Here is an 11,521-nt window from a genome sequence, read left to right as displayed (position 1 = left end):
TTAACTCTCTCTATAACAAATAAGAATATAATTCCAAAAAACAGAACGGAATAGATTGTGATAGGACTCAAACAGCATTTTGTATCTCTCTTTATCTTTGTATATTTAACAGTTTCGTACCTAGGTGCGACACATATACATAATGATACAACAGAGCATCATGAGAGTTGTAGTATCTGTATTATTGTTCATAATTTTTATGGACTAGATGAAGATATTACATCTATAGAGACTCTTTTCTATGCTGTTTATGAAACTATACACACCTCTTCTCAAATCTCTATTTCAACCATACTGCTCAAAGGTTTTAACGCTCACGCTCCTCCTGCATAATCTTTTAGGAAACGCAGACTTTAGTCGTGTAATATTACGAGGCTAAAGCCATCGGTTCCTTATATTCAATCTGCATTTTCGGAATCGGCGTGTTTACACCCGAACTATTTGGTTTTAAAAAAGCTTAATTCATTTGTATTGGGCTAAAGCTATCGGTTCCGAAATAAAAAAATATCTAAATAAATTTATCGGAGGATAACTATGCAAAAAACACTGCTCTCTCTTGTAGCAATAACACTACTTTGTAGTGCCGAGACAACAGAGATAGAACAACTAAAAACAAGGGTTGACACGCTTGAAAAAGCACTAAAAACCCAAAAAGACCAAGCTCTTGACGAGAAGATAAAAAATGCAATGGGGAGTATCGGAAGTTTTACCCAAACAGATTCTCTTCCTGATATTGCCTTTATTGCCAATATGTCGGCTCTGGGGCGAAATGTAGACAATGAAGCCTACGCTGGATACCAAATCCCAGGATTTACGACACAACCTAGTAAGCAACCGTTTAATCCCAAAAGAGGATTTAACCTCAACTATGGAGAGTTAGAGATTCAATCCACTGTTGACCCATATTTTGATGTCACTTCGGCACTTCATATTGAGAAAGATGGATTACATATCGGTGAGCTTTATGTGATGACTAGAGCGTTGCCTTATGGGTTGCGTCTCAAAACAGGAAAGTTTAGAAGTGAGTTTGGTCGAATCAACTCGCACCATCAACACACTTGGAATTTTTCCAATATTCCATTGGTTTTTGAATCATTTTTTGGAGCAGGTGGACTTGCTGATGAGGGGATTCAACTTCACTATACTGCTCCTACAGATACCTTTATCCAAGCAGGATTTGAAGCGATGCAGGGGAGTAACTCAAGAAGTTTTGGAGATACAGATAAAAATACACTCTCTATTGGTTATCTCAAAAGTAGTGTTGATATTACAGATATGACCTCTTTGTTGGCAGGAGCGAGTTGGTTACATGGTAAAAGTAATGAAGGGGATAGTGATATCTATGGTGGAGATTTAACGCTCAAACATATATTTGACAGCTATAGCTCTCTAACATGGCAGTCTGAACTGCTCTATCGAGACAAAGAAACCACAGATATCAACCAAAAACAAGCAGGTCTCTACAGTGAACTGACCTATGCACACGATAAAAACTGGGCAACAGGGGTGCGATACGATACGCTTTTTAAAAATATTGACAATCAGCCTGATGATTTGAATCGTTATACAGCGATGTTGGAGTATCGACCTTTTGTCTTCTCCAAGATTAGACTTCAATACACTAATGACCGTTCTAAATGGATTGGTGGAGAACGCAAAGATACCCATGAGATAATGCTTGATTTGACCATCGCAGCAGGGGCTCATGGGGCTCATGCGTTTTAACTAGATACTTTTCTTGGAATCGGAAGGCTCTGCCTCTGTTGTTCGGGTGTAAACACGCCGATTCCGAAAATGCAGATTGCATATAAGGAACCGATGGCTTTAGCCTCGCTTTGACGCAACTAAAGTTTGCGTTTCCTAATAAAAAATATAAGGAATAAAAAATGAAAAAAATATTATTAATAACGCTACTGTTTAGTAGCACCCTTTTTGCCAAACTCAATGTGGCAACAACCTATAACTATCTAGCCAAAATTACCGAAGCTATTGGTGGCGATAAAGTCAAAGTGACATGTTTAGCCAACCCAAAACTTGACCCCCATTTTGTTACCCCAAAGCCCTCTCTAATTGGAAAATTACGCCGAGAGGATTTACTAATTATCAATGGGGGACAGCTAGAGATAGGTTGGTTACCGCCTCTTCTAAAGAGTGCCAACAATGCCAAAATCAATGTGGGTCAACCAGGATTTTTGGATGTGAGTGGTGTGATTGAGATGATGGACAAACCCCATATCGTCTCACGAGCCTATGGTGGAGTACACCCTGATGGAAATCCACACTTTGCACTAGACATCTATAGCGTGATTCCTATTGCCAAACTAATTACGCTGAAACTCTCTATTATTGATGGTGCAAATAGTGCAACTTACCGAGCTAATTTAAAAGTATTTGAAGAGAAGATAGAGAAACTTACTCAAACCCTTAAGACTCAGATGCAAAGTTGTCCAAATAGAAAAGTGGTACAGTATCATGAGCTTTTCAACTATACGATAAAGAGCTATAACATAGAGTCTAAAGGGACAATTGAACCTCTTCCAGGGATTACGCCAAGTTCAAAACATACCATGAAATTAATAAATATTATGAAGACAGAGGGGATAAAAACTATACTTCAAGATGCATATCATGAGCATAAGACAGCAGGGTTTATCGCTGATAAGACAGGGGCAAAAGTCTCGATTGTACCTCATGATGTGGGATCAATAGATGGAACTGATACGCTTGAAGATTTCTATACAATGGTGGCAAAAAGATTATGTCCGTAATTGAACTTTTCTGGTCAGCCTCTGTGTTGGCAATTCTCTTGGTCTTTATCCATACGATTTTTGGTCTGGAGATTATCAAAAGGGGTGTTATTTTTACCGACCTTGCCACAGGACAGTTTGCTGCGATTGGGGTAGCTGTGAGTTTGCTTTTTTTTGAGGGAGGATATATGTTTCTGCTAACTCTTATTTTTGCTTTAATTGGAGCATTTCTTATCGCTTTTGCTACCTATAGAGTCAAACATATTGAGGCTTTTATCGGAATGCTCTATGCTTTGGGAGCGAGTAGTATTATCATTATACTCTCCAATACAGCCCAAGGAACAGAGCTATTTTCAAAACTTCAAGCCAATGATATTCTCTTTACTACCCCTTCGGATTTGATAGAGCCATTGGTACTCTATGTAACGGTTGCAACGCTATTTTTTCTCCTCTATGAGAAGTTGACAGGTTTTTTAAGAGAGATGCTGTTTTTTGGACTTTTGGCACTCACCGTTACCTCTTCTGTGCAACTAGCAGGAGTATTAGTGGTATTTGTACTACTAATCGTTCCTGCTTTTTTATCACTTATGCAGAAAAGATTTGCTAGACTTCCTTTTGCTTGGGTTATCGGTTCAGTGATTATTATCGCCTCTATGGTCATCTCCTATTTTTGGGATTTGCCCACAGGGTACACGATTGTCTTTATCGCCTCTTTGGTTGGGGTGGTGAGTGCTTTATTGGTTCCAAGTTTGGATTAATAGCTATCAATTCACCGAAGTAGGTCGGGTTGCCCTCATCCCGACACTTGCATACCAAATATCTACGATTGTTCAATAAATATTGATATGCCAATTTCCATTAAAATTTAGGTTTTTGTTTTATGCCAATTATTGTCGGGATGAGGACAACCCGACCTACTTCGTTTATCAGGATTATACTAATTAACCGAACAAGTCCCCTGCCCAGTACTTTTCTGCAACGCCCCTGCAACAAACAGCTCAATCGACTTCTCAACCGTCGGACTGCTTTGGTCAAAGTAAACATCAAGCCCAGCTTTTGCAAACCCCTGAGCAGGGCTTCCACCTATTCCACCCACTATTAGAGCGTCAGGATTTAGGCTCATAATATTACTAACAGCACTACCACACGCACCTGTACCATGTCCACCATTGGCAACACCCTCAACATCTACTATCTTACTGTTTTCAAGCGTAATAATAGTATAAAACTTCGCTTTGCCAAAATGGGCTCCTCTTTTGCTAAGGTAACCCATATTCTCATCTGTTGGAAATACTAATCTCATTTTTTTCTCCTAAAATTGTGTTTTTAATTGACTGTTTTTATAAGCACTGTACGCCTCTTCCAGCGTCATATCACCTGCACCTATATACATTTTGACCGTGGTTCTTTTGAGTAAATCGAGTGCTTTTTGACCTGCACCATTCCCTGTGATAATCACATCAGGTTTTAGCTCCATCACCTTTTTGGCTGTTTGCAAACCTGCTCCATGCTCCATCTCTTCGATACCCTCATTGGATACCATCTCTAGTGTGTCGTTCTCTTCATCATAGATAACCAACATCTCCATTCTACCAAATCTTGCATCCATTGGACTGTTCCAGTTTTCACCTTTTGCTGTAAATATTATCTTCATTTGTCATTTTCCTCTATTATTGTTTTTATCTTTTCCCAACTCTCTTTAACCAAGGTTGAGAGTTCTCCGTCGCTACTATACTCTACAATCGGTTGTGCCAGAGCCAACGCTTTGGTAAATGTATCATCATAAGGTAGTTTTGCAACAAGCTTTATACCCTCTTTTTCTAAAAATATCTCTATCTTTTGGCTCATCTCTTCATTTAAATCATACTTATTGATAATACAGACCGATTCATAGCTAAATGTCTTGACCAATTTATGCACTCTTTTGAGGTCATGAAGCCCTGAAACAGTCGCTTCTGTAACCAGTACCACCAAATTTGCTCCACTAAGTGAAGAGATAACAGGACATCCAATCCCTGGGCTTCCATCTGTAATCACAAATGCTTTATCCTCTTTTAGAGCCAATATCTTAGCCTCTTGTTTCACTTTTGCCACCAATTTACCAGAGTTTTCAGCAGCAAAACCAAGTTTGGCATGTACCATCTTTGAGCCATTTTTTATATCAGATACAAAGAGGTCACCAGCTTTCTGTTTGACCATACTAATTGCTTCTGTGGGACAGACTCGGCTACAGTACCAACACCCCTCACAGGAGATAAAGTCAACTCGATGCTGGTCATCTATCACATCAATAGCATCAAAGCGACATACCTCATCACACTTGCCACAGTTAATGCATATATCCTCATCAATCACAGCCAAATCACCACTAAAAAAGTCCTCTTTTGACCTAAAATTGGCATCAAGTAGAAGGTGCATATTGGCAGCATCTACATCACAATCACTCACCAGTGCATTTGACCCTTCGAGGTAAGCAAATGAGGCAGCGAGTGAGGTTTTCCCTGTTCCACCTTTTCCAGAGATTATAACTACTTCTCGCATTTTAGACCTCCTATAAATGTAACTATCTCATCCAAAGAGTCTCTGAAATGTCCTATTTTCGGATAGATAAGCTCCCCTTTTGAGTAGAGTTTTGCCACCTCTCTATCGTTCTTAACTTTTGTAATAATCTCAATATTTTCATCAGCACAATAGGTTTCTACCCCATTGTCACCAATCCCATATCGGTTAATAATCACACCAAACTTCTGATTCAGAACCCTCATCGTCTCCACAGCCAATTTCAAATCATTTAGCCCAAAAGGGGTCGATTCGGTCACCAAAATCACATAATCACTCCCACGACTCGCCTCAATCACAGGGCAACTCGTCCCTGGGGGTGCATCAAAGATTTTAATATGATTTTTGAAATTCTCATCCACATAATCTATCGTTTGAGCAATCAGTGGCACAGCCATCTCTTGACCCAAATCCAGTCGCCCCTCAATAAAACTAAACCCATCAGAAGTAAAAGCTTTTATCTCACCAATGCGTTCAGAGGTCATCGGAAGCGAATCCGTCGGACAGAGTTCACTACAAGCGTAACAGCTATGACACAACTCTGGATAGACAATAATCTCATCAGAGAGTGCCACAATTGCATTAAAATTACACACATCAGCACACTCACCACAAAAGGTACAGTCTGCCTCTTCCCATTTGGGTATCATTTTGTAACTCACTTGCTCTTTTTCTAAATCACCCCTTAAAAAAAGAGCAGAGTTTGGCTCCTCCACATCCAAATCAGCCAAAACCACTGACTGTTTGAGCGTTGAGAGATACGATACCAAATTGGTGGAAATGGTTGTTTTCCCCGTTCCACCTTTCCCACTTGCAATGGTTATTTTCATCTAGCGTTTTCCAAAAAATCTAGCAAAAAAGCTTCGATTGTTCGCTTTTCCTAGACCCTCACCCAAACCATGTCCTTGCCCATTTCCTTGGCAATCTTGGTCATTTCTATTGGCTCCACCAACTCCTTGACCTGCACCACTACCATTTCGAAGACCTACACCTCGTCCTGCACCATTTCCAGCACCACGACCATCTCTTGCTCCATTTCCTCTACCTTGATTTTGATTTTTCATAATTTTTCCTTTAATTTTTTTCTCTTAAAAGCAAATAGCTTATATATGCACATATGTTCGTATTGTAGCAGATAGAAACTTAAATATAATAATTTAAGCTTATAATTTTTATAATATTAAATTATTTTGTAGCTATCCCTATCCATCCTAATACTCAAAATAAATCCTACCAATAAAAGTACAATTGTAAGCAGATAAATCACGGTATAGCTCCCTACAAATTTGAGTATAAGCCCACCAAGAATAGGAAAAAATAGTCCAAATGAGGTGATATTGACCTGTAGAGCTGTATATACAGGGCGTTTATCTTCAGGGGCTATCTCTATAACCAAGTTCATTCCTGAGATGCTAAATCCATCAATAGCTATACCAAAAAGCAAAAAAACTATCCCATATAGATAGATATTATTCGCAAAAAGAGCAACCATAAATGCGAGTATCATAAAGAAAAAGCTAAGTGATAACATATTTTCATAGTTGTGGAGTTTTCTCCATAATAGAGTGCTTCCGATAATACTTCCCAACATCTGTATGGTGATAAATCCACCCAATGCCCAACCTGTTAATGTGAATGAGCTGTTGGCATTTAAAATTACGAAAGGCATCGATAATAGGTAGCTAAACCCTAAAAAAATAATTAAAATCTGTTGCTGTAGTCTCTTGTCTTGTTTGAGAAGTTTTATTGCATTTTTGATAAAGAGTCTAAAATCTTTCTCTTTGGTTGAGATGTTCTCTTTGGATGGCTCTTCAATTGTCACAAAAGTAGCAAATCCTATCACCATAAAGAGGCTACTGACCATAAAAAGATAAGCGTAACTCATCGGTGCTTCAAAGTTCTGTAGTACAAATCCTGCTACACCACCACTAATGATGGAGGCGATGGAACCAGCAATACTTCGATTTGCCATAGTTTTACCACGATATTTTTTGGAGAAGAGTTTGGCTTGAAGCTCTTTGAAATAGATGGCTCCAAATCCTGCGGAGAAGGAGAAAAAGAAAAGTCCAATACCGATAAGCCATAGAGTAAGAGTTTTGTGATGCTCTCCAAAAAAATAGATAGAGAGACCTATCATAAACCAGCTAATAAATCTAAAAAAGAAGACTTTTTGCAGATATGGAAGTACGCGTCTGTAAGCTTGGGCATGAAATGCAGCATAAAGCTGTACCATAATAGCTCCACCACGCAAAAGTGAAGCGAAGATACCAACGACAATCACACTATCGCTAAAATGGTGTACCATGAGTGGTAGAACGGTGGATGGCTCTGCTATGGTGATGGCAAGAGCTAAAAAGAAAGCATGGGTTATATTTTTATAATTATTTTTGGGGTCATCTATTTTAAACATTAGATATTAAATTCCACTTCTCTTTTAATTGATTCGTTTCTCTATATTAATAGCTTTTTGATTGAGCAGAGCATCTGCTATTTTCTTCCTAGCCGACTCCACTAATCTCGAAAATGTGGTTCTTGATATTCCCATCCTGTCAGCAGACTCTTGTTGATAGAGAGATTCAAAATCTGCTAATCGTATCGCTTCCATCTCATCCTCATAGAGAATGATTGTCTCCAGAGAACAACCTCTGATACCACAAGGCTTAAAGCATACTTTGGAGTGGTCAGCATCTATCTTTCTCTGTTTTCTTTTTCTACCTAAACCATTCATTCTATAGCCTTTATATGCACATATGTTCGTATTGTAACAGAGGGGAGCTTAAAGTCCAACCAATTTTCACAAGATAGATTTAAATAACTACGATATAATAGGAAAAAATTGATAATACTAATGGAGGTCACTATGGACAATTTAGCATATGAAGAGAAATACAATATCGAGGACTACAGAGTGTGGGAAGGTGATTGGGAGCTAATATATGGTGATGCCTATGCGATGGCACCATCACCAATGTATGGACATCAATTTGTAAATGGTAAGATTTTTAGACAACTTGATGAAAAACTAGACAATTGCTTGTTATGCAGTGCGGTTATCGAGATGGATGTGGAGATTTCTAGTGATACGGTAGTCAGACCTGATAGCATGGTTATATGTTATGAACCGACCAATAAATTGACAAAAACTCCAGAGATAGTATTTGAGGTGGTATCGAAATCTAGTGCAAAAAGGGATGAGATTTTGAAGTTTGAGCTATATCAAAATGAGGGTGTCAAGTATTATATATTGGTATATCCTGATAGCAAAAAAGCGAAGGTTTATAAATTAATAGATTTTAGATTTGAAAAGATTGGTGATTTTTATGATGAGGTTTATAGTTTTGATACTAAGTATTGTAAGATAGATTTTGACTTTAATTTTATTTGGAGAAAATAGTTGACACTTTGGAGTCGATGGCTTTAGCCCAATGCCAATGAATTAAGCTTTTTTTGAAACAAATAGTTCGGGTGTAAACACGCCGATTCCGACATATAAGGAACCGATGGCTTTAGCCTCGTCTTGTTCGGGACTAAAGTCTCCGATTCCAAAGAGTTTTGCAAGATGTCTACTTAACAACTTATTATAAACGAAGAGAGCAGTCCAATAGCTCCACCAAAAACACCACCCCAAACAACTAGCCAACCAAGGTGAGTATGTATAAGCTCATGAACCAAATTATTTACCATTTTTGGAGTCAAATCTGCCAGTCGTTTGTCTATCAAATCCTCTACAGAAGCTCTAAGGTCATCATTTAGAGATGAGTGTTCCAAGTGGTGGTTCATCTGTGCTTTGAATGTATCAGAGCTTACTATCCCAACTACTGCTAATTTCAATCTTTTGGCGAATGGTTCTTGGAGGCTATCTAGTGCTTTCTCTCCACCAAAAAAGTTGAGTGCATCACCTAGTTTTGACTCCATGACACTCTGTTTGAGTGCTACAAAAGCAGGGGAGAAGTCAGCAGACTCTACTAATGGAGCTAGGTTTATCTTCTGCTCTTCATTTTGAAAAAAGGCTTTTAATTGCTCCCCAGTAAAAAACTGTTTCATTATCATAGATTTGATAGAACCTTTGAACGATTCGAAGTTTTTCTCTATGACTCCTGAGCCGTAGAGTAGGGGGACTCTATTGAATAGCATATGTATAGCTAACTGATTTGTCACCGCACCAGAGAGTGCAAAAAGTCCTGTCACTAGTAGAGGTGTTGCGTATGGTTCAGGGGTTATGGTGGATGTTGCAATAAGAGCGATAGAGCTTAGGTCTGTTAGTGTTGATTTTGAGATTCTCATCTTAAAACTCCAAAATAGACTCTTGTAGTCTCTCTACACTATGTATGGCATCACTATAGTCAGAGAAACCCCAGTTGACCATTAGGTAGTCGATTTTTGCATTTTGTGATGCAAGGAGGTCTCTCTCTCCATCACCGACAAATATCGCCTCATCTCTAGTTAGTTTTAGCTCATCTAAGATTTTGTAGAGCATCTCTGGGTGAGGTTTGGCAAGAGGCACATCATCTGCACAAGCTATTACATCAAACTTCTCATATATATCGAGGTGTTTTAGTGACTCTATAGCTGATACCCTATAGGCATTAGTGGCTACGGCTAGTCTGTATCCATCTAGTTTGAGAGTTGTTAATAGATTGTCAATCCCATCATAAAATCTTATCTCTTTTTCATGATTTAGGCTATAGTAGTCTGAAAACCACTCCTCATGTTTGGGTGTGAAACTCTCTGCATCGTAGTAAAACTTGGCAGGGTTAATCTTTGGATCATTGATACTTCCCAATATCAACTTCTCTTCCATCGGTTTTAGACCCAAATTATTACGAACAAAATTAATAGCATTGACAATTGTTAAAGAGCTATCTATAAGCGTACCATCCATATCAAATATAACTAGTTTTTTACTCATATCTATTGAATTATTCCTATCGGTTCTGCAAATTTGACCTTTTGATTGATGGCAACTTCAGGTCTAAATGTATCTTTTTCACTAAAAAGCAGTATGGTTGAACCCATCTCAAACCAACCAAAGAGTTCACCTTTTTCTAACCATAAGTCATCATAACTGTAGTGTTTTGGTTCTCGTAAATCAGAGTTTGTATTGATACTATCTTCAAATGTTACAATCATCTTTCCTACATTTAACGCACCTACTAGTACCATTACATAAGTATTACCATCCATATCTTCACAGTCGATAACCACTCTTTCATTTTCGATAAATAGCTCTTTTTTACCTCTTAGAAGAGGAAAGTTTACAGGATATAGTTTTCCAGGAATATGTGTCATGGACTCCACTCGTAGTTTGTGGGGCATATGGTATCTATGATAATCTTTTGGTGAGAGATAGAGGTTTACAAACTGACCTCCCTCTACAAATTTGGCAGACTCTATGTGATGCTCTCCAAAAAGTTCAGCTATCTTATACTCCATACCTTTTATCTGATAAGCTTTGCCATCAACTATCTCACCGTAGTCAGTGACCAGTGCATCAACAGGTGAGATGATAACTTTTTCATCTGAATTAATCTCTCTTGGGCTATTTAATTTTCGTGTAAATAGCTTATTGAGTGTTTTGTACTCTCTAGGCTCTTGAAATTCAGACATATCAAGTCCCATTAGTTTTACATAGCTGTTGTTTATAATTTTCTGTATAGGTGTTGGAAAGGCTGTTGAGGCAAAGACCCCAAAGCCTTTTGAGATGATTGATGAGTAGTGTTTTTTCATACTATAGTAGTTGTCCTTATTTTATTGGTGCAATTATAGCATTTATAAATAAGTAATCTATTTATACCTTGACGCTAATTCCTATGCTTGGAAATTTTTGTACTTTCCTGCCAAATAGTTTTAAAAGAATTCTCTTTAACATAATATTGTCTCCTTTTTAGTCTCTGTTAAGTAAAGGATAATATAAAATAGTGTGCATAAAGTGTAGATTTTATAAAATATTAAGAAGATGTTTTTTGTGTAGATGATTTTAAAAAATTGGTGGGAGATAGTGACTGATTTCTAAAATATTGAAAACCCGTAGGTCGGACTGCCCTCTGTCCGACAAATAATCAGCATATGTGAACTACCTCTAGCTAAAGAGCTAGAGGCTTCCTAACTAGCAAACCCCAATGAGTCTGAACACGAAAGGCTTTTGAGTTTAATTCTAATTTAGAAGGTCAAAGGCTAGTTCCTAGCCCAAACACCATTTGATTATAGATAGCTTT

15 protein-coding genes are annotated in these 11,521 nt (G+C 38.1%); 5 read left to right on the top strand and 10 right to left on the bottom strand.

Translation table 11 applies throughout. The features are described 5' to 3' along the window. Positions 1 to 57 precede the first annotated feature (57 nt). The 4 genes from GSY74_RS07965 (at position 58) to GSY74_RS07950 (ending at position 3,505) form a co-directional block, all read left to right on the top strand. Positions 58 to 333 carry a hypothetical protein gene (locus tag GSY74_RS07965; RefSeq protein WP_164664572.1) on the top strand — a complete coding sequence of 92 codons (276 nt, stop codon included), beginning with the start codon at positions 58 to 60 and terminating at the stop codon, positions 331 to 333. A 201-nt stretch (positions 334 to 534) separates the two neighbouring features. Then, positions 535 to 1,725, top strand: a complete 1,191-nt coding sequence (locus GSY74_RS07960) for a hypothetical protein (protein WP_164664571.1) — start codon at positions 535 to 537, stop codon at positions 1,723 to 1,725. 161 nt (positions 1,726 to 1,886) lie between these two features. Continuing rightward, positions 1,887 to 2,768: a metal ABC transporter substrate-binding protein gene (locus tag GSY74_RS07955; RefSeq protein WP_164664570.1), complete on the top strand. Its 882-nt coding sequence runs from the start codon at positions 1,887 to 1,889 to the stop codon at positions 2,766 to 2,768. Then, positions 2,759 to 3,505, top strand: coding sequence for a metal ABC transporter permease (locus GSY74_RS07950; protein ID WP_164664569.1), 747 nt, complete (start codon positions 2,759 to 2,761; stop codon positions 3,503 to 3,505). The genes GSY74_RS07955 and GSY74_RS07950 overlap by 10 nt, the downstream gene beginning before the upstream one ends. A 179-nt stretch (positions 3,506 to 3,684) precedes the next feature. Here GSY74_RS07950 and GSY74_RS07945 read toward each other — a convergent pair whose 3' ends face one another. The 7 genes from GSY74_RS07945 to GSY74_RS07915 form a co-directional block, all read right to left on the bottom strand. Then, entirely contained in the window at positions 3,685 to 4,050 is a 366-nt protein-coding gene (locus GSY74_RS07945; RefSeq protein WP_164664568.1) for a NifB/NifX family molybdenum-iron cluster-binding protein, read from the bottom strand. A gap of 9 nt (positions 4,051 to 4,059) precedes the next feature. Next, the gene (locus GSY74_RS07940; protein WP_164664567.1) at positions 4,060 to 4,401 is read right to left on the bottom strand and encodes a NifB/NifX family molybdenum-iron cluster-binding protein; all 342 of its coding nucleotides are present in this window, start codon (positions 4,399 to 4,401) and stop codon (positions 4,060 to 4,062) included. Continuing rightward, positions 4,398 to 5,288: an ATP-binding protein gene (locus GSY74_RS07935; RefSeq protein ID WP_164664566.1), complete on the bottom strand. Its 891-nt coding sequence runs from the start codon at positions 5,286 to 5,288 to the stop codon at positions 4,398 to 4,400. The genes GSY74_RS07940 and GSY74_RS07935 overlap by 4 nt, the downstream gene beginning before the upstream one ends. Continuing rightward, on the bottom strand, positions 5,276 to 6,136 hold the full coding sequence (locus GSY74_RS07930; protein WP_164664565.1) for a P-loop NTPase: 861 nt from the start codon (positions 6,134 to 6,136) through the stop codon (positions 5,276 to 5,278). Before GSY74_RS07930 ends, GSY74_RS07935 begins: the two co-directional genes overlap by 13 nt. Next, complete coding sequence (locus tag GSY74_RS07925; RefSeq protein WP_164664564.1) at positions 6,137 to 6,370, bottom strand: hypothetical protein; 234 nt, start codon at positions 6,368 to 6,370, stop codon at positions 6,137 to 6,139. Positions 6,371 to 6,486: 116 nt separating this feature from the next. After that, complete coding sequence (locus GSY74_RS07920) at positions 6,487 to 7,716, bottom strand: MFS transporter (protein ID WP_164664563.1); 1,230 nt, start codon at positions 7,714 to 7,716, stop codon at positions 6,487 to 6,489. Between the two features lie 24 nt (positions 7,717 to 7,740). Then, on the bottom strand, positions 7,741 to 8,034 hold the full coding sequence (locus tag GSY74_RS07915) for a DUF134 domain-containing protein (RefSeq protein ID WP_164664562.1): 294 nt from the start codon (positions 8,032 to 8,034) through the stop codon (positions 7,741 to 7,743). A 132-nt stretch (positions 8,035 to 8,166) separates the two neighbouring features. On the opposite strand from GSY74_RS07915, the gene GSY74_RS07910 reads away from it, so the two are divergent. Next, a complete protein-coding gene (locus GSY74_RS07910; RefSeq protein ID WP_164664561.1) occupies positions 8,167 to 8,700 on the top strand; it encodes a Uma2 family endonuclease in 534 nt (177 codons plus the stop codon). 173 nt (positions 8,701 to 8,873) lie between these two features. Here GSY74_RS07910 and GSY74_RS07905 read toward each other — a convergent pair whose 3' ends face one another. From GSY74_RS07905 to GSY74_RS07895, 3 genes are read right to left on the bottom strand one after another with little or no spacing between them, the layout of a single operon-like run. Further along, complete coding sequence (locus GSY74_RS07905) at positions 8,874 to 9,590, bottom strand: DUF445 domain-containing protein (RefSeq protein WP_164664560.1); 717 nt, start codon at positions 9,588 to 9,590, stop codon at positions 8,874 to 8,876. Between the two features lies 1 nt (position 9,591). Next, positions 9,592 to 10,215, bottom strand: a complete 624-nt coding sequence (locus GSY74_RS07900) for an HAD family hydrolase (protein ID WP_164664559.1) — start codon at positions 10,213 to 10,215, stop codon at positions 9,592 to 9,594. A gap of 2 nt (positions 10,216 to 10,217) precedes the next feature. Then, entirely contained in the window at positions 10,218 to 11,033 is an 816-nt protein-coding gene (locus tag GSY74_RS07895; RefSeq protein WP_164664558.1) for a phosphatidylserine decarboxylase, read from the bottom strand. Positions 11,034 to 11,521: the final 488 nt, after the last annotated feature.

It is taken from the genome of Sulfurovum sp. bin170, from assembly GCF_010892395.1.
Lineage (GTDB): Bacteria > Campylobacterota > Campylobacteria > Campylobacterales > Sulfurovaceae > UBA1140.
The sequence above is the reverse complement of the archived record's forward strand: the minus strand, read 5'-3'. Positions and strand labels throughout refer to the sequence as shown.

Bases quoted from the DNA above. Each gene is read 5' to 3' on its own strand.
- GSY74_RS07900 (WP_164664559.1), bottom strand. From the start codon at position 10,215: ATGAGTAAAAAACTAGTTATATTTGATATGGATGGTACGCTTATAGAT.
- GSY74_RS07935 (WP_164664566.1), bottom strand. From the start codon at position 5,288: ATGCGAGAAGTAGTTATAATCTCTGGAAAAGGTGGAACAGGGAAAACC.
- GSY74_RS07925 (WP_164664564.1), bottom strand. From the start codon at position 6,370: ATGAAAAATCAAAATCAAGGTAGAGGAAATGGAGCAAGAGATGGTCGT.
- GSY74_RS07920 (WP_164664563.1), bottom strand. From the start codon at position 7,716: ATGTTTAAAATAGATGACCCCAAAAATAATTATAAAAATATAACCCAT.
- GSY74_RS07895 (WP_164664558.1), bottom strand. From the start codon at position 11,033: ATGAAAAAACACTACTCATCAATCATCTCAAAAGGCTTTGGGGTCTTT.
- GSY74_RS07940 (WP_164664567.1), bottom strand. From the start codon at position 4,401: ATGAAGATAATATTTACAGCAAAAGGTGAAAACTGGAACAGTCCAATG.
- GSY74_RS07960 (WP_164664571.1), top strand. From the start codon at position 535: ATGCAAAAAACACTGCTCTCTCTTGTAGCAATAACACTACTTTGTAGT.
- GSY74_RS07950 (WP_164664569.1), top strand. From the start codon at position 2,759: ATGTCCGTAATTGAACTTTTCTGGTCAGCCTCTGTGTTGGCAATTCTC.
- GSY74_RS07945 (WP_164664568.1), bottom strand. From the start codon at position 4,050: ATGAGATTAGTATTTCCAACAGATGAGAATATGGGTTACCTTAGCAAA.
- GSY74_RS07955 (WP_164664570.1), top strand. From the start codon at position 1,887: ATGAAAAAAATATTATTAATAACGCTACTGTTTAGTAGCACCCTTTTT.
- GSY74_RS07930 (WP_164664565.1), bottom strand. From the start codon at position 6,136: ATGAAAATAACCATTGCAAGTGGGAAAGGTGGAACGGGGAAAACAACC.
- GSY74_RS07915 (WP_164664562.1), bottom strand. From the start codon at position 8,034: ATGAATGGTTTAGGTAGAAAAAGAAAACAGAGAAAGATAGATGCTGAC.
- GSY74_RS07905 (WP_164664560.1), bottom strand. From the start codon at position 9,590: ATGAGAATCTCAAAATCAACACTAACAGACCTAAGCTCTATCGCTCTT.
- GSY74_RS07910 (WP_164664561.1), top strand. From the start codon at position 8,167: ATGGACAATTTAGCATATGAAGAGAAATACAATATCGAGGACTACAGA.